We start from the raw sequence: 16596 nt of genomic DNA, 5'->3' as shown, positions 1-16596 counted from the left end.
ATCATCATGGGCAAACTCGAATATCTCGACGCGCTGCGGCGCGCCATGGCGGGCATTTCCGCCGACACCCAGGCCAAGACCCTGGCCTATTACGAACAGCGCTTCGTCGACGGCGTGGCCGCCGGCCGCACCGAAGAAGACGTGGCCGCCGAACTGGACGAGCCGAAAAAGATCGCCATGACCCTGCGCGCCAGTGTGCACATGCATTCTTTCGAGCAAAAGAAAAATCCCTCCAACCTGCTGCGCCTGCTGGTGTCGATCGTCGGCCTGGGCATTTTCAACCTGTTCATGGTGGTGCCGGCGCTGGTGTACGCAGCCTTCCTGGCGATCCTGTACGCGGCCGGACTGGCGTTTTACGTGGCCGGCATCGCCATTACCGCCAGCGGCCTGTCGGGCGCCAACGAACTGGTGCTCGACGGCCCATTCCGCGAGATTATCCTCAGCAACGCGTCCGATGAAGACCGCGACAAGCTGCAGGCGATCGTCTCCATCGGCGAGGAAGGCGTGCAATTTCACCAGGAGCGCATCAGCAAGGACGATGACGAACAGGCCAAGGCCGAGGCCGCCATTCTCGACGCCGGCGACGTGGTCGAAAAAGCCGTCGCCAGCAGCGGCGAAGCGGCCAGCGTGGCGCGCGAAGCCGGCGACGCGGTACGCGGGGTCGCCCAGGAAGCGGCGGCGAGGGGTTCGGAAGCAGGCGGCGCGCAGCACAAGAAGCGCAGCGTGGTGCGCCGCGCCGAAGAGGCGGCCGGGCGCAGCGTGGTGCGCCGCGCCGAAGAGGCGGCCGGGCGCGGCGTGCGCATCACCACCGAACTCGAACCCGGTTCGCGCACCACCCAAACCTTTTTCGGCCTCGGCATCGTGCTGGCGGGAATTGTCATCTTCCTGCTGTGCCTGGTCATTACGAAATACACGCTGATCGGCATCCGGCGCTATATCGACATGAATGTGTCCCTGCTCAAGGGCAACTGAATCCGGAACCGGAGAATCTGATGCGCTCACTACTCAAAGTCGGCTTCGGCCTGCTGCTCCTCGCGTTCGTGCTGATCGGCCTGTTCTACGGCATGCTGCGCGCCCAGGGCACGACCCGCCCCAACAATCCCGAAGGCCGCATGCTCGCCAGCGAAACGCGCGCCGTGGCCGCCAACATCACCACCATCACCCTCGGCGGCCCGATCGACATGACCCTGCGCCAGGGCGCGGTGCCGTCGCTGACGGTGCGCGGCGAACAGCGCCTGCTGGGCAATGTGGAGACCGTCAGCGAAGGGGGCAATCTGCATATCGATACCAAGGGCATGCTGCTGCACCATAAACAGCCGCTGCAAGTGGTGCTGGTGCTGCCCGCGCTCGAGACCCTGCAGATCCGGGGCAGCGGCGACAGCACCGTCAATGGCTTCAACGGCGACAAGCTGGAACTGCAATTGCACGGCTCCGGCAACGTCAAGTTCAATGGCCGCTACCGTGAAGTGGAAGCCGAACTGCAAGGCAGCGGCGACATTGAACTGAACGGCGGCAGCAGCGACAAGGTCGATGTCAGCGTAGTCGGTTCGGGCAGCATGACGGTGGTGGGCGCGGCGAAAGCGTTCAAGGTGTCGCAGATGGGTTCGGGCGACCTGGACGCCGAGCACCTGAGCGCGGACGCCGTCACCATCGACCTGATGGGTTCCGGCAGCGCCATCGTGCAGGCCCGCAAAAGCGCCTCGGTCAACCTGCGCGGCAGCGGCGACATCAGCGTGCATGGCAATCCGGACGAGCGCAACATCACCCGCAACGGCTCGGGCGACGTCAGTTTCGAGTGAGCCACTCCAGGGCGCCGAGGCCGGCGGCGCGGCCGCTGGCGAAGCAGGCGGTGAGCAGGTAACCGCCGGTGGGCGCCTCCCAGTCGATCATTTCGCCGGCGGCGAACACGCCCGGCACGGCGCGCAGCATGGCGTTGGCGTCGAGCGCGTCGAAGCGCACCCCGCCGGCGCTGCTGATCGCCTCGTCGATCGGGCGCGCGCGTTGTAACACCACGGGCAGCATTTTCAGCGCCTGCGCCAGGCGCGCCGGGTCGCCGAATTCGGCCGCCGACAGGCATTCGCGCAGCAATCCCGACTTGACGCCCTTGATCCCCAGCCGGCTTTGCAGATGGCTCGACATCGAGCGCGACCCGCGCGGGCGCGTCACTTCATCGAACACCTTGTCAGCGCTGAAGTCGGGCGCCAGGTCGAGCCAGATGGTGGCGCTGCCGTTGGCGGCGATCTGCTCGCGCAGGCCGGCCGACAAGGCGTAAATCAAACTGCCTTCGACCCCGCCGGCGGTGATGACGAACTGGCCCTGGCGCTTGTGCGGGGCGCCGTCGGCGCCGAGCGCGGTGACCGCCACGGTGGTGAGCGGCGCGCCCGCGTGGCGGCTGCTGAAATGCGCGCTCCAGTCGGTGTCGAAACCGCAGTTCGACGGCGCCAGCGGCGCCACCGGCACCGCGCGCTCTTGCAAGAGCGGCACCCAGGCGCCGTCCGACCCCAGGCGCGCCCAGCTCGCGCCGCCCAGCGCCAGGATGACCGCGTCGAAGGTCGCTTCACGCTCGCCGTCCGGGGTGGCGAAGCGCAGCGCGGCGCCGTTCCAGCCCAGCCAGCGATGGCGCATGTGAAATCGCACCCCGCCCTCGCGCAGGCGGTGCAGCCAGGCGCGCAGCAGGGGCGCGGCCTTCATATCGGTCGGGAACACGCGCCCGGAGGTGCCCACGAACGTGTCCACGCCAAGGCCGTGGATCCAGTCGCGCACCGCCTGCGCACCGAACAGCGCCAGCCACGGCGCCACCTGGCCGGCGCGCGCGCCATAGCGCTGGCCGAATGCAAGGGCCGGCTCCGCGTGCGTGATATTCATGCCGCCCTTGCCCGCCAACAGGAATTTGCGCCCGACCGAGGGCATGGCGTCGTACAGGTCGACCGCCACCCCGCCCTGGCTCAACACTTCGGCGGCCATCAGGCCGGCCGGACCGCCGCCGATGACGGCGACGCGGGCTTGGGTAGGAATTTCGGGCATGGCATTCTCGGTGCGGCGGTTGGACGACCCGCATTGTAGTCGACTTCGGGAGGCTGAAAATAGATGTAAAGCTTGCTTGACATCACGCGCAGCGCTGCCTACCATGTAAAGCAAGCTTGACAATCAAGGAGATAAAAATGCACGAAAAAGTCATCGGCCAGCGCTACCTGCGCGAGCTGTTCGGCGCCATTGGCGTCTATTGGCTGCTGCTGACCTTGTCGATCGTGTTTGGCAAAAACCTGCCCAACGGGCCGGCGCGCACGCTGATCCTGGCCATTCCCGTGATCGGCGTGGCGCTGGCCGTGTGGGCGATCGTGCGCCAGATGCGCCGCGTGGACGAATTCGTACGCATGGTGACGCTGCAAAACATCGCGATTGCCGCCGCCATCACGGCCAGCCTGACCTTCAGCTACGGCTTCCTTGAGCTGGCGGGCTTTCCGCGCGTGTCGATGTTCGTGGTGTGGCCGGTCATGGCCGTCAGCTGGCTCCTGATCGTTTTGGTGCGCAAGATTACAAACCAATGAACAACACCATCCGCGACTTGCGCGCGCGGCATGGCTGGAGCCAGGCGCACCTGGCCGACCTGCTGAAGGTATCGCGCCAGACCGTCAACGCCATCGAAACCGGGCGCTACGACCCGAGCCTGCCGCTGGCGTTTGCCATCGCCCGGATGTTCGCGCAACCGCTCGAATCCATTTTCCATCCCGACCAGGAGACACCATGATTGTTCGTTTTGTCATCGCACTGATGTTCGCGGCCAGCGCGCCCGCTTTCGCCGCCGATGCGCCACCGATCACAAGCAACCGCTTTGCCGCCACCCTCGTTCCGGCCGAACGCTTCGACATCGGCGCCATGCAGGTCGAACGGCACGGCAAGGGCAAGCGCGCCCTGATCCTCATTCCGGGCCTGGCCAGCGGGTCCTGGGCCTGGCAAGGCACGGCGCGCCGCTTCATGGGCGAGTACAGCGTATACATCGTCACCCTGCCCGGCTTCGACGGCCGCGCGCCGGCGCCGGGCAAGCAAATGGAAGCGGCCCAGCGCGCGCTGGCGCAACTGATCGACACGCGCAAACTGGTCAAGCCGGTGCTGGTCGGGCACAGCCTGGGCGGCGTGCTGGCCTTCTCGCTGGCGGCGCAGCGCCCGCAAGATATCGGCGGCGTGATCAGCATCGACGGCTTGCCGGTCTTCCCCGGCGCCGAAGACCTGACGCCGCGCCAGCGCGAGCAGATGGCGCAGCAACTGGCGCGCCGCATGGTGCCGGGCGACCAGCGCGCGTTCGCCGCGCAACAGCAGGACTACATGCGCGGCATCGGCGTGATGGACATGGCGCGCGCCGACGAACTGGCCAAACTGAGTGCGCGCAGCGATCCGGGCGCGGTGCTGCAGTATATGGCCGAAACGTTCGCCATGGACCTGCGCCCGGCGCTGTCGAAGATCAGCGCGCCGGTGCTCCTGATCGCGCCGTACTTCGATGCCGACGCCAGCACCCACGAGCTGACCGAAGAGACCAAGAAGGCCTACTACGCCTCGCTGATCGAGGCGGCGCCGACAGCGCAGGTGGTCACGGTGGCGCCGGCCCGGCACTTCGCCATGATCGACCAGCCGGAACAGGTGAACGAGGCCATCGCCCGCTTCCTGAAAAACCTGTAATCGTGCGTCCGGCTGCTACGCGCGGTGGCGTTTTTTGCTACGCGATGCAGCTTTGACAATTATCAAGAATGGCATTGCACACTGCTGGTTCCCGCTGTTTCAACCCTGGAGACCACATGAAACGTGCACTGGCCATTCTGGCGATTTGCGCATCCTTCACCGCGCTGGCGGCACCCGCCGCCGCACCATCGGCCACCGTCCGTGCCGGCGCCACCTTGCGCCTGGACCCCACCGCGGCCAACGTCAAGCGCGTGCGCGCCGCACTGCGCGCGGCCCGTTCGGAAGAGCACAAGATCGACCAGATCCGCCTGCTCGGCAGCCTGTACTCGCGCAGCAATGCCTCCGGCATGAACGACACCATCGTGGGAGAGCTGCGCACGCTGGCCGCCTCGCCCAGCCGGCGCATCGCGCGCAGCGCCATCTATCCGCTGGCGCAGGCCGTCGGCGCCGACGAAACCATCGAGATCCTGCTGCGCGCCAAGCGCGCCGGCCTGATGGAAAGCGAAGAAATCGCCGGCGAACTGGCGCGCGCCCTGCGCTTTGCGCCGCGCGAACAGCAGTTGCGCTACGTGCAGCTGATCGCCGCCGAACAATCGCGCTACGGCGTGGACGTGATGATCATGGGCTTCGGCAGCGAGCTGCTCGACCCGATGCTGCCCGAAACGCGCCGGGCCGTCGGCGAACTGCTGCGGCGCACCCGGGTCGACTTCCCGCGTGCGGCCGGCAGTTTTGGCTACGTGGACGCGATCCGCTACGCCGGCTGGCTGCACGCCAGCGCCCTGACCGAGCAATGGATCAGCCGCCAGCCGTATGAAATGACCGTCATGGCGCACCTGGACGACCCGGAGCTTGACCCGCGCAAACTGATCGCCTACCTCGGCACGCGCGAAGGCAAGGAGCTGATGGCCCGGGTCGGCCGGCGCGCCCCGTTCGCCGGCGCGGTGCGGCGCGCCAGCGGCTACGCCGACGCCTACCCCCACAGCCTGCACGTGAAAAAGCTGGTGGCCGATATTGTCGGCACCTGGCACAAGCTGCCGGCGTAGCGCACCGTGACGCCGCCTGGCCACGCCCTGCGTCGCCAGGCGCAAGCGAGAGGAACTTTCAGCGGCGGTGCTTATCAAACGGGTAGGAACACGGAAAATCCTTCCGATTGCGTGCAGATTAGTTACTTGATAAAATGCAACTTTTACAATAACGATAAGTGGAGTGATTGTGCCCATTCTTGGTGTCGGTTTGCATATCCTGGTTGCGCTGTACTTCGCGGTCCATGTGGTTCGTTCACGCCGCGAGCTGTACTGGCTGCTCATCCTGTTCTCGTTCCCTTTGCTTGGCAGCGTGGTGTATTTCTTCGCCATCTACCTGCCGCAGTCGCGGCTCGACCAGACCCTGACCCGTGCAGGTCGCAGCGTGCTCAGCACTTTAGACCCTGGACGCGCCGTGCGCGATGTCCGGGATGCGTTCGAGCTCACGCCAACCGCCCATAACCAGACGCGACTGGCTAGCGCCATGCTGGAGGCGGGCATGGCCGCCGAGGCGGCGCAGCAATATGAAGCGTGCCTGCAAGGCCCGTTCGCAGGCGACCCCGACATTCGCTTCGGCGCGGCGCAGGCATTGCTGGCCAACGCCCAGGCAGTCGAATCGGTGCGTATGTTGACGACGCTGCGCGCCAGCCATCCCGCTTTCCGCCAGGACAAACTGAGTTTGCTATTGGCGCAGGCATATTCCAGGGCGGGCCTGAACAAGGAAGCGGCGGAGGAATTTGCGCATCTCGTCGAGCGCTTTCCCGGCGTGGAGGCAAGGGTTGAGTATGCCGTCTGGGCACTGGAGCACAAGGAACCATTGCTGGCCGACGAACAGAATCGCGAACTGGACCACCTGCGCAAGCATATGAACAAACACACCCGCTCACTTCACGCCGATGTGTTCAAAAGGCTGGACGCGGCGCTCAAAACGCATCGACAGTAAGCCCGGCACACGCACAAAAAGCGCGCAAGGGAGACGCCGTCCAACCCGGCTCCTCCCGTCTGCGATCGAGGCGGCATCGCGCCGGCACAGAGCCTTGGCGCATCAACATTGCCGTCGGGTCAGCCCGGCATGTTTCTAAGGGATCGGGGCAGCGCCGCGCTGCGTGGCGGCCGCCGCGCCCGGCTCCAGCAGCTCGCCCGCCGCCAGCTGCGGCAGGGACGCCATCAGGTCGGCGAAGCGCTGGCCCTGGATCATCACGTGGCTGCGGGTGAGCTTTTCGGCCTTGTCGCCATCGCCCGCCAAAATCGCCTGCACCAAGCCATCGTGTTCCTCATACGAGGCCGCGACCCGGTCGCGCACGCGCAGCTGCAAGCGCCGGTAAGGGCGCAGGCGGCGGTACAGGTTGCGCGTCTGCTCCAGCAGGAACTGGTTATGGCTGCCCGCGTAGATGGCTTCGTGGAAGGCTTCGTTCTTGTAGTAGTACGCATCCGGATCGCTGGCGTCGCGCGCCTCGCGGCACGCCAGGTGCGCCGCCAGCAGCCTGACATGGTCGGCCGCCGTCATGCGGCGCGCCGCCAGCCGGCTGCAGGTCGCCTCCAGCTCCGACATCACTTCGAACATCTCCACCAGCTGGTGCGGCCCCAGTTCGGCCACCACCGCGCCGCGCCGCGGGCGGATCACCACCAATCCCATCGACGACAACTGGATCAGCGTTTCGCGGATCGGCGTGCGCGACACGCCAAAGCGCGCGGCCAGTTCGGTCTCGTCCAGATGCTGGCCGGGCGCCAGTGCGCCGACCGCAATCAACTCTTCAATCTTCTCGCGAAGTATTACGGAACGGCTACTCATGTGTATTTACTGTCACCGGTTGTATACAAGATTTCATTATAAAAGCACGATAGAACTTGACAAGGCATTTTTAGAAATATTACTGTATACCAAGAAACGACGTTTGCATGCGCTAAATACTGCACGTGCCGCGTCGTCCTTCGACGTAGTGCCACCCGCGCAGTTTCCATCATCTTGGAGGATGTATGACCGTAATGACCCGCAGAACCGTGCTTGCCGCGCTCGCCTCGAGCCCACTCTGGATGCACAATGCCTGGGCCCAGACGACCAGCCTGAAAATTTCGCACCAGTTCCCCGGTGGCACGATCAGCGAAGGCGACTTCCGCGACCGCCTGTGCCGGATGTTCGCGGCCGAGGTGGAAAAACGCAGCAAGGGTACGCTCAAGTTCTCGATCTATCCGGGTTCCTCCCTGATGAAGACCAATTCGCAGTTCTCGGCCATGCGCAAGGGCGCGCTCGACCTGTCGCTGGTGCCGCTGTCGTACGCCGGCGGCGAAGTCCCGGAAGTGAACATCGGCCTCATGCCCGGGCTGGTCACCACCTACGAGCAGGGTTATAGCTGGAAGAACGCCGAAGTGGGCAAGGAACTGGCGCGCATCCTGGCCGAAAAAGGCATCGTGGTCCTGAGCTGGATCTGGCAGGCCGGCGGCGTGGCGTCACGCAGCAAGCCGATCGTCGAGCCGGAAGACGTGCGCGGCATGAAGGTGCGCGGCGGCTCGCGCGAGATGGACCTGATCCTCAAGGCCGCCGGCGCCGCCGTCGTTACCTTGCCGTCGAATGAAATCTACGCCGCCATGCAGACCGGCGCGATGGATGCGGCGCTGACCTCGTCCACCTCGCTGATCTCGTTCCGCCTGGAGGAAGTATCGAAAGCGCTGACCACCGGTCGCGGCGGCGCGTACTGGTTCATGTTCGAGCCGCTGATGATGTCCAAGGCGATTTTTGATCGCTTGAGCAAGGAACAGCAGGCGCTCCTGGTGGCGGTCGGCGGCGAACTGGAAACCTTTGCGCGCACCTCGGCCCAGGCCGACGATGCGGCCGTCGCCGCCGTGTACCAGAAAGCCGGCGCCAAGGTGGTCGACCTGAACGCGACCATCGTCAAGAAATGGCAGGCCATTGCGCGCACCACCGCGTGGACCGACTATCGCGAGAAGAACGCCAACTGCGCCAAGCTGCTGGCACTGGCCGAGAAGACCTTGTGAGCCACGGCTTCGAACTGGCGCCGGCCAAAGGGCCGGCGGTGCCGGACCACCCGGTCCTGGCGGCCATCTCGCGCGCGCTCGACCGGATCAACGCTGTGCTGCTCATGCTGTCGATGGCGGCCCTCGTCATCACCGCGCTGGTGCTGACGTATTCGGTGGTGTCGCGCTACTTCTTCAAGCTGCCCACCGACTGGCAGGATGAAGCGGCGGTGTTCATGCTCGTTGGCGTGACCTTCTTCTGCACCGCTTACGTGCAGTCGCTGCGCGGCCATATCGGCATCGAGGCGCTGGCAAGCTTGCTGCCGCCGAAGGTCAACGCGGTGCGCCTGTTCCTGGTGGACGTGATGTCATGCCTGTTCTGCACCTTCTTTTCGTGGAAGTCGTGGACCCTGTTTCACGAAGCCTGGGTCGACGGCCAGACCACCTCGTCGACATTCGCGCCGCCGCTGTGGATCCCGTACGGCATGATGGCGCTCGGGATCTCGCTCCTGACGCTGCAAATCCTGGTCCAGGTCCTGGCCCATGTCACCAATAAACCCGCCAACAACCCGGCCGACCAGCGGAGCGCTCCATGACCGACCTGACCCTCGGCGCCCTGTACGGCGTCGTCACCCTGATCGTCATGTGCTCCGGCATGCCGATCGCCTTCGCCCTCGGGGTGGTGGCAATTTCCTTCATGTTCTTTTTCATGCCGTCGTCGTCGCTCGACACGGTGACCCAGAACGTGTATGAAGAAATGGCCTCCATCACCCTGCTCTCGATCCCGCTGTTCATCCTCAAGGGCGCGGCGATCGGCAAGTCACCGGCCGGCAAGGACCTGTATTCGGCCATTCACACCTGGCTGCACAAGATCCCCGGCGGCCTCGGTATCGCCAATGTGTTTGCCTGCGCGCTGTTCGCGGCGATGGCCGGTTCGTCGCCGGCGACCTGCTCGGCCATCGGCTCGGCCGGCATTCCCGAAATGCGCAAGCGCGGCTACTCGCCGGGTTTCGCGGCCGGCATCATCGCCGCCGGCGGCACGCTGGGCATTTTGCTGCCGCCATCGATCACCATGATCCTGTACGCGGTGGCGTCGGAACAGTCGCTCGGGCGCCTGTTCCTGGCCGGGATCGGCCCCGGCATCCTGCTCGTCGCCCTGTTCGCCGGCTATGCGGTTTTCCGCGCGCGCAAGGAGTACGCCATCGCCAAGGCGATCTATGAAGCCGGCGGCGACAAGTCGCCCTACCTCGACACCGAGCACTTCACCCTGCGCGAAAAAGTCGAAATGCTGCCGCGCGTGCTACCCTTTATCGTCCTGCTGATCGGCGTGATGGTGGCGCTCTACGGCGGCTACGCCACCCCGTCCGAAACGGCCGGTCTCGGCGCCCTGCTGGCGCTGGTGCTGATCGCGGTCGTCTACAATGTGTGGCGGCCGAAGCAGCTCATGCCGATCCTGTCGTCGACCATCAAGGAGTCGACCATGCTGCTGTTGATCATCGGGATGTCGCTGCTCTATTCGTACGTCATGAGCTACCTGCATATCAGCCAGTCGGCCGCGCAGTGGGTGGTGGACATGCACCTGTCGCGCTGGGTGCTGCTGTCGGTGATTTTGCTGATGGTGGTGGTGTTCGGCTTCTTCCTGCCGCCGGTATCGATCATCCTGATGACCGCGCCGATCATCCTGCCGCCGCTGAAAGAAGCCGGCTTCGACCTGATCTGGTTTGGTATCGTGATGACCGTGGTGATGGAAATGGGTCTGATTCACCCGCCGGTGGGCTTGAATATCTTCGTGATCAAGAACATCGCGCCCGATATTCCGCTCAAGGATGTGATCTGGGGCGTCATGCCCTTCCTCGGTTTGATGTTCGTTGCGGTGGTGCTGCTGTGCCTTTTCCCTTCGATCGCGACCGGCCTGCCTGACATGATGATGGGAGTGAAATAAATGAGTGCATCGCCAGCGAAGTGGAACACGCTGCAAACCAACCGCGCCGAACGCCTGGCACGCGCCGGCGCTTCGCTTGGCGGTGCCCTCGACGGCAAAGCCTTGCCGGCGGCGCTGCTGCCGGAACTGCTGTATGCCGTGATCGAACGGGGCGACCGCGTCTGCCTGGAGGGGAACAACCAGAAGCAGGCCGACTTCTTGGGCCAGGCGCTGGCCCAGCTCGACCCGGCGCGCGTGAACGGCCTGCATATGCTGCAATCGGTGCTGGCGCTGCCGCAGCACCTCGACGTATTCGAGCGCGGCGTCGCCGACCGCCTCGATTTTTCGTTTTCAGGCCCGCAGGCGGCGCGCGTGGCCAAGCTGCTGGCCGCCGGCAAACTCAAGATCGGCGCGATCCATACCTACCTTGAGCTGTTCAGCCGTTACTTCATCGACCTGACGCCGCGCGTGTGCCTGATCGCGGCCGAAGCGGCCGACCGCCACGGCAACCTGTACACCGGCCCGAATACCGAAGACACGCCGCCGATTGCCGAAGCGACGGCCTTCAAGAACGGCATCGTGATCGTGCAGGTGAACCGCATCATGGACACCCTGCCGCGCGTGGACATTCCCGCTAACTGGGTCGACTTCGTGGTGCAGTCGCCACGGCCCTACTATATAGAACCGCTGTTTACGCGCGACCCGGCCCAGATCTCCGAGATCCAGGTGCTGATGGCGATGATGGCCATCAAGGGCATCTACGCGCCGTACCAGGTCGAGCGCCTGAACCACGGCATCGGCTTCGACACGGCCGCCATCGAACTGCTGCTGCCGACCTACGGCGAGTCATTGGGCCTCAAAGGAAAAATTGCGCGCCACTGGGCGCTCAATCCCCATCCGGCCCTGATTCCCGCGATCGAATCGGGCTTTGTCGAATCGGTGTATTCGTTCGGCTCCGAACTGGGCATGGAAGACTACATCCGCGCGCGGCCCGACGTGTTCTTCACGGGGCCGGACGGCAGCATGCGCAGCAACCGCGCCCTGTGCCAGGCCGCCGGCCACTATGCCTGCGACATGTTCATCGGCTCGACCCTGCAGATCGACTTGCAGGGCAACTCCTCGACCGCGACGCAAGGGCGCATCGCCGGCTTCGGCGGCGCGCCGAACATGGGCGCCGACGCGCGCGGACGGCGCCATGCCAGCCCGGCGTGGCTGAAAGCCGGACAGCAGGCGCGCGAGGGCCGCAACACCATCCCGCGCGGCCAGAAGCTGGTGGTGCAAATCGTCGAGACGTTCCGCGAGCATATGCAGCCGGCTTTTGTGGACAAACTCGATGCGTGGGAACTGGCCGAACAAGCCGGCATGGCGATCCCGCCGGTGATGATTTACGGCGACGACGTGACCCACATCCTGACCGAGGAAGGCATCGCCAACCTGCTGCTGTGCCGCAGCGACGAGGAACGCGAGCAAGCCATTCGCGGCGTGGCCGGCTACACGCCGGTGGGCATGGGGCGCGACCGGCGCATGGTGGAAAACCTGCGCGACCGTGGCATTATCGGCCGCGCGGAAGATATCGGCGTCGACAAGCGACTCGCCACGCGCGACCTGCTCGCCGCCAGGAACATGAAAGACCTGGTGCGCGCCTCGGGCGGTTTGTACAACCCGCCGAAGCGCTTCCGCAACTGGTAAATACTGGAGAATCTAATGGAAACGCTCGAATATCGCTTCGAACACGGCAGCCGCGTGCTGCCGGCGCAAGCGCAGGTGGTTGGCGTGGTCGGCTCGGGCAACCTGGAAGTGCTGATCGAATCGGCGCCCCTTGGCGGCGCCTGCACCATCGCCATCAAGACCGCCGCCGTGGGTTTTGGCGCCACCTGGGAAGCGGTGATGCGCGACTTTCACGAGCGCTGGCAACTGATGGACACGCGCATCGACATCAACGACATGGGCGCCACGCCCGCCGTGGTGAGCCTGCGACTGGACCAGGCGGTGCAGACGATGCTGGGAGAAGACGCATGAGTAGCTACATTGAACTGACCGCGCGCGAACGCCTGGCGCGCCTGTTCGACCAAGGCAGTTTCGAAGAATTCTTGCCGCCCTCGGCGCGCGTGGTCAGCCCGCACCTGGGGCAGCTCGACGCGCCGGTCGCCTTTGACGACGGCGTGGCCGTGGGGCGCGCGCAGTTGAAAGGCCAGCCGGTGTTCTGCGCCGCGCAGGAAGGTGGCTTCATGGGCGGCGCCGTCGGCGAAGTCCACGGCGCCAAGCTCACCGGCCTGTTGCGCCGCGCGGTGCTCGAGAAAGCCGCCGCCGTGGTGCTGCTGTTGGAGAGCGGCGGCGTGCGCCTGCACGAGGCCAACGCCGGCCTGATTGCCGTCTCCGAAGTCATGCGCGCCCTGCTCGACGCGCGCGCCGCCGGCATTCCGGTGGTCGCCCTGGTGGGCGGCTCGAACGGCTGCTTCGGCGGCATGGGCATCGTGGCGCGCTGCGCCAACGCGGTGGTGATGTCGGAAGAAGGCCGGCTGGCCATGTCCGGCCCCGAAGTGATCGAAACCGCCTCTGGCGTCGAAGAATTCGATTCGCGCGACCGCGCCCTGGTCTGGCGCACCACCGGCGGCAAGCACCGCTACCTGATGGGCGACTGCCAGGCCATCGTGCCCGACACGGTGCAGGCCTTCCGCGACGCCGCCATCGCCGTCATCGCGCAAAGTACGGCCGCCGGCGTGGAACTGAGCCTGGCCGCGCTCGAAGCCGAACAGGCGCTGCTCGGCGAGCGCATCGCGCGTTTCGGCGGCTGCGCCGACCCGCTCGACGCCTGGCGCGAACTGGGCATTCCTGACCCGGCCGCCGTGCCGATGATGGAGGCCGACGCCTTTTCCGCCCTCGCGGCACGCTACACACCGGGAGGTGCACGATGAACTGGAATGAACTGGCCGCACAGCTGTTCCCCGAAGGCCATGCGATCACGGAGAGCGACAATTTTCTGAGCGGCGGCGCGCGCGTCGCCGGCGCCGACATTGCGGTGGTCGGCACCACCGGGCACGCCCCGATCGGGGTCGAAATCGCGCTGGCGCAGGCGCGCGTCGTGCTGGAGACGGTGCGCGAGCATCCGGGCCGGCCAATCCTGATCATGGTCGACACGCAGGGCCAGCGCCTGCGCCACCGCGACGAAATGTTGGGCATTAACAGCTACATGGCGCACCTGGGCAAATGCGTGGACCTGGCGCGCCGCTCCGGCCACAAGATCGTCGGCCTGGTGTACGACCAGGCGCTGTCGGGCGGGTTTATCACCAGCGGCATGATGGCCGACGCCTGCTACGCCCTGCCCGACGCCACCATTCGCGTCATGGGCTTGCCGGCGATGGCGCGCATCACCAAGGTGCCGGAAGAACGGCTCACCGAACTGGCGGCGTCGAATCCGGTGTTTGCGCCGGGGCCGGAAAACTACGCCCGCATGGGCGGCATCGAAGCGATCTGGGACGGCGACCTGGCCGCGAGCCTGGCCAATGCATTGCGCGACGCCGGCCCCACCGACGTGCGCAGCGCGCGCGGACTGGAACGCGGCGGGCGCAAGTTGGCACAACCGGTCATCGCCGCCATCGTCGCAGGGTCGAATGTACTCGCGCCATGACCAGGCGTGGTTGAGCGGCGCCGGCTGGGCCGCCGTGCTCGATGGTGCGCCGCCGGCACATGCGGCGGCGCTGGAACAATGGCGCCGGCATGACTGGCCGCTGATCGTCACGCGCCGCACGCCCGACGCCGCACCCGGCGCGGTGTGTCTTGGCCTGGCGCCGCCGCCGGAGGCGGGCCGCAAGCTGCGCATCGCTTTACAGGTCGATGAGCAGTCCGTGGCGCGCGTTGAGAATGCGCTGACGCTGCGCGCCGCAGCGGCAGCGGCGCCGGCACGATGGGCAGCCCCACTGGCGGCGCTGCTGGCCGATGCCGGCAGCATCACGCTGCGCGCCTACGGCTCGCTGGCCCTGCAAGCCGTAACAAGGCTGACCTACCTGACCGAATCGTCCGACATCGACCTCTTGTTCACGCCCGCCAGCCTGCACCAACTCGACGCCGGCATGTCCCTGCTCCAATCGCACCAGCAAAACCTCCCACTTGATGGCGAAATCGTCTTCCCGGATGGTGCCGCCGTCGCGTGGAAGGAATGGCGCGATGCCGCAGGCGCCCGGGTACTGGTCAAGGATGCCGGCAGCGTGCGTTTAGCGACGACCGCCTCGCTGCGGGAACTGCTGGCATGATGGACACATCGCTTCTTGTCGATACGCGCCGGCTTACCCGGCACGTGGCACGGCTGGCCATCGCCAGCCTGTACGCCGAACTGGCGCTGTACCCCAAACCGGGGCTGGTGTCGATGGTCGATAACGGCAGCCACACCGACATGAACGCCGCCACCTTCATGCGCAGCCTGTTCTCGCTGCGTCATTACTTCCGCCATATTTGCCGGGCCGGCAGCGACGGCGCGCCGTTTGCCACGCTCAAGCGGCTCGGCATCGACGCCGAGCAGAGCATGCTGCGCGCCACCGGCGGCGTCAACACCCATCGCGGCGCCATTTTCAGCCTTGGTTTGCTGTGCGCCGCCGCCGGACGGGCTTACGCCCACGGCGCCGACCTGACGGCGGCGGCGCTGCAAGCGCACCTGCTGGCGGGATGGGGCAAGGAGTTGGGCGGCCATACGACAGCGATCCACCAGCTGACGAACGGACTGGCGGCCGCCGCAAAGCACGGCGCCAAAGGCGCGCGCCACGAAGCGGCCAGCGGCTTGCCGTCGGTCTTCCGCACGGGCCTGGGGGCCTTGCGGCGTACGCTGCGGGAGGGGCGCAATCTGGAGCACGCCCGCATCGACGCGCTGTTCGCGCTGATGACGCACGTCAGCGACACGAATGTGGTTCATCGGGGCGGGCCGCAGGGCGCGGCCTTTGTGCGCATCCAGGCGAGCGCCTTCCGCCATGCCGGCGGCACCGCGTCGAGCGGATGGCAGGCGCACGCGCTGGCGATCCACCACGCTTTCGTCGAGCGCAATCTGTCGCCGGGCGGCGCGGCCGACCTGCTGGCGGCAAGCTGCTTCGTGCATGCGCTGACCGTGGAGCACGAACGATGACGCAAGGTTTGTTCATCATGTGTTCGGGCCAGGGCGGCCAGCACGCGGGCATGTTCGACCTGGCCCGCACCAACCCGGCCGCAGCCGCCCTGCTCGACCAGGCAGGCATTCGCCTCGATACCGCCACGCTGTTCGATAACGCGGCGGCCCAGCCATCGATCGTCGCTGCCGCGCTGGCGGTGTGGGAAGCGCTGCGCGCGCACCTGCCCACGCCAATGCTGGCCGCCGGTTACAGCATCGGTGAAGTGGCCGCATGGTCGGTGGCGGGCGCGCTGGCGCCGCTCGACGCCATTGCGCTAAGCCGGGTACGGGCTACGGCGATGGATGATGCGGCCCGTGCCGGGCCAGGACAGGCGCTGGTCGCCATCAGCGGGATGGCGATCGAGAAAGCCGCCGCACTGCTTGCGCAATACGGATATGAAATCGCGATCGTCAACGGCTACGATGCCTGCATCGCCGGCGGGCTGGCGAGCGATCTTGCGGCGCTGGGCGATGCGGTGGCCGCCGAAGGCGCAAAACTCCAGCGCCTGCCGGTCGCGGTAGCGTCGCATACGTCGCTGATGGCGCCGGCCCGTCCGGCTTTCGACGCGGCCCTGCAATCGCTGCGGTTTGCCACGCCGGCGTGTCCGGTGCTCGGCGGCGTGGGCGCGCTGGCGCTGCACACAAAAACGCAGGCCATGGATGAATTATCGCGCCAGCTGGTGCAAACGATCCGCTGGAGCGACTGCATGGACGCGGCGGCGGAAGCCGGCGTCACGGTGGCGCTGGAACTGGGGCCAGGGTCGGCCCTGGCGCGCATGATGCAGGCGCGCCATCCGCGCATTGCCTGCCGCTCGGTGGCGGATTTTCGCAGCATCGACGGCGTGGCCGCCTGGGTCGGGCGTCAGGAATAGTCG

Annotated in this window: 19 protein-coding genes; 17 read left to right on the top strand and 2 right to left on the bottom strand. The window is 66.2% G+C overall.

Going from position 1 to position 16596, the window contains the following annotated elements; translation table 11 throughout:
- Positions 1-6 precede the first annotated feature (6 nt).
- Together F0185_RS34665 and F0185_RS04050 are read left to right on the top strand one after the other, a co-directional pair.
- Positions 7-972 carry a DUF1700 domain-containing protein gene (locus F0185_RS34665; protein WP_229476723.1) on the top strand — a complete coding sequence of 322 codons (966 nt, stop codon included), beginning with the start codon at positions 7-9 and terminating at the stop codon, positions 970-972.
- 20 nt (positions 973-992) lie between these two features.
- The gene (locus F0185_RS04050; RefSeq protein ID WP_167221808.1) at positions 993-1799 is read left to right on the top strand and encodes a head GIN domain-containing protein; all 807 of its coding nucleotides are present in this window, start codon (positions 993-995) and stop codon (positions 1797-1799) included.
- On the opposite strand, the gene F0185_RS04045 is transcribed toward F0185_RS04050, so the two are convergent.
- Positions 1786-3024, bottom strand: a complete 1239-nt coding sequence (locus tag F0185_RS04045; RefSeq protein WP_167221806.1) for a TIGR03862 family flavoprotein — start codon at positions 3022-3024, stop codon at positions 1786-1788. The genes F0185_RS04050 and F0185_RS04045 overlap by 14 nt on opposite strands.
- Positions 3025-3161: 137 nt before the next feature.
- On the opposite strand from F0185_RS04045, the gene F0185_RS04040 reads away from it, so the two are divergent.
- The 5 genes from F0185_RS04040 (at position 3162) to F0185_RS04020 (ending at position 6639) form a co-directional block, all read left to right on the top strand.
- Complete coding sequence (locus tag F0185_RS04040; RefSeq protein ID WP_167221804.1) at positions 3162-3548, top strand: hypothetical protein; 387 nt, start codon at positions 3162-3164, stop codon at positions 3546-3548.
- Positions 3545-3748 carry a helix-turn-helix transcriptional regulator gene (locus F0185_RS04035; RefSeq protein WP_167221802.1) on the top strand — a complete coding sequence of 68 codons (204 nt, stop codon included), beginning with the start codon at positions 3545-3547 and terminating at the stop codon, positions 3746-3748. The genes F0185_RS04040 and F0185_RS04035 overlap by 4 nt, the downstream gene beginning before the upstream one ends.
- On the top strand, positions 3745-4674 hold the full coding sequence (locus F0185_RS04030; protein WP_167221800.1) for an alpha/beta fold hydrolase: 930 nt from the start codon (positions 3745-3747) through the stop codon (positions 4672-4674). The genes F0185_RS04035 and F0185_RS04030 overlap by 4 nt, the downstream gene beginning before the upstream one ends.
- A gap of 116 nt (positions 4675-4790) precedes the next feature.
- Positions 4791-5717 carry a hypothetical protein gene (locus tag F0185_RS04025; protein ID WP_167221798.1) on the top strand — a complete coding sequence of 309 codons (927 nt, stop codon included), beginning with the start codon at positions 4791-4793 and terminating at the stop codon, positions 5715-5717.
- A 163-nt stretch (positions 5718-5880) separates the two neighbouring features.
- Positions 5881-6639 (top strand): hypothetical protein, encoded by a 759-nt coding sequence (locus tag F0185_RS04020; RefSeq protein WP_370663970.1) that lies wholly within the window; start codon positions 5881-5883, stop codon positions 6637-6639.
- 135 nt (positions 6640-6774) lie between these two features.
- Here F0185_RS04020 and F0185_RS04015 read toward each other — a convergent pair whose 3' ends face one another.
- A complete protein-coding gene (locus tag F0185_RS04015) occupies positions 6775-7488 on the bottom strand; it encodes a GntR family transcriptional regulator (RefSeq protein WP_167221796.1) in 714 nt (237 codons plus the stop codon).
- A 185-nt stretch (positions 7489-7673) separates the two neighbouring features.
- Between F0185_RS04015 and dctP the strand changes: the two genes are divergently transcribed.
- From dctP to F0185_RS03965, 10 genes are read left to right on the top strand one after another with little or no spacing between them, the layout of a single operon-like run.
- A complete protein-coding gene (dctP, locus tag F0185_RS04010; protein WP_167221794.1) occupies positions 7674-8690 on the top strand; it encodes a TRAP transporter substrate-binding protein DctP in 1017 nt (338 codons plus the stop codon).
- Complete coding sequence (locus tag F0185_RS04005; protein WP_370663969.1) at positions 8687-9265, top strand: TRAP transporter small permease; 579 nt, start codon at positions 8687-8689, stop codon at positions 9263-9265. The genes dctP and F0185_RS04005 overlap by 4 nt, the downstream gene beginning before the upstream one ends.
- Entirely contained in the window at positions 9262-10611 is a 1350-nt protein-coding gene (locus F0185_RS04000) for a TRAP transporter large permease (protein ID WP_167221790.1), read from the top strand. The genes F0185_RS04005 and F0185_RS04000 overlap by 4 nt, the downstream gene beginning before the upstream one ends.
- Positions 10612-12279, top strand: coding sequence for a malonate decarboxylase subunit alpha (gene mdcA / locus F0185_RS03995; RefSeq protein WP_167221788.1), 1668 nt, complete (start codon positions 10612-10614; stop codon positions 12277-12279).
- 15 nt (positions 12280-12294) lie between these two features.
- Positions 12295-12609 carry a malonate decarboxylase acyl carrier protein gene (gene mdcC, locus F0185_RS03990; protein ID WP_167221786.1) on the top strand — a complete coding sequence of 105 codons (315 nt, stop codon included), beginning with the start codon at positions 12295-12297 and terminating at the stop codon, positions 12607-12609.
- Positions 12606-13505, top strand: a complete 900-nt coding sequence (locus F0185_RS03985) for a biotin-independent malonate decarboxylase subunit beta (protein WP_167221784.1) — start codon at positions 12606-12608, stop codon at positions 13503-13505. Before mdcC ends, F0185_RS03985 begins: the two co-directional genes overlap by 4 nt.
- Positions 13502-14218, top strand: coding sequence for a biotin-independent malonate decarboxylase subunit gamma (gene mdcE / locus F0185_RS03980; RefSeq protein ID WP_167221782.1), 717 nt, complete (start codon positions 13502-13504; stop codon positions 14216-14218). The genes F0185_RS03985 and mdcE overlap by 4 nt, the downstream gene beginning before the upstream one ends.
- Positions 14202-14840 (top strand): malonate decarboxylase holo-[acyl-carrier-protein] synthase, encoded by a 639-nt coding sequence (gene mdcG, locus F0185_RS03975; protein WP_167221780.1) that lies wholly within the window; start codon positions 14202-14204, stop codon positions 14838-14840. Before mdcE ends, mdcG begins: the two co-directional genes overlap by 17 nt.
- Positions 14837-15700, top strand: coding sequence for a triphosphoribosyl-dephospho-CoA synthase MdcB (mdcB, locus tag F0185_RS03970; RefSeq protein ID WP_167221778.1), 864 nt, complete (start codon positions 14837-14839; stop codon positions 15698-15700). The genes mdcG and mdcB overlap by 4 nt, the downstream gene beginning before the upstream one ends.
- Positions 15697-16593, top strand: coding sequence for an ACP S-malonyltransferase (locus F0185_RS03965; RefSeq protein WP_167221776.1), 897 nt, complete (start codon positions 15697-15699; stop codon positions 16591-16593). The genes mdcB and F0185_RS03965 overlap by 4 nt, the downstream gene beginning before the upstream one ends.
- Positions 16594-16596 lie beyond the last annotated feature (3 nt).

It is taken from the genome of Massilia rubra, assembly GCF_011682065.1.
GTDB lineage: Bacteria > Pseudomonadota > Gammaproteobacteria > Burkholderiales > Burkholderiaceae_D > Telluria_A > Telluria_A rubra.
The sequence above is the reverse complement of the archived record's forward strand: the minus strand, read 5'-3'. Positions and strand labels throughout refer to the sequence as shown.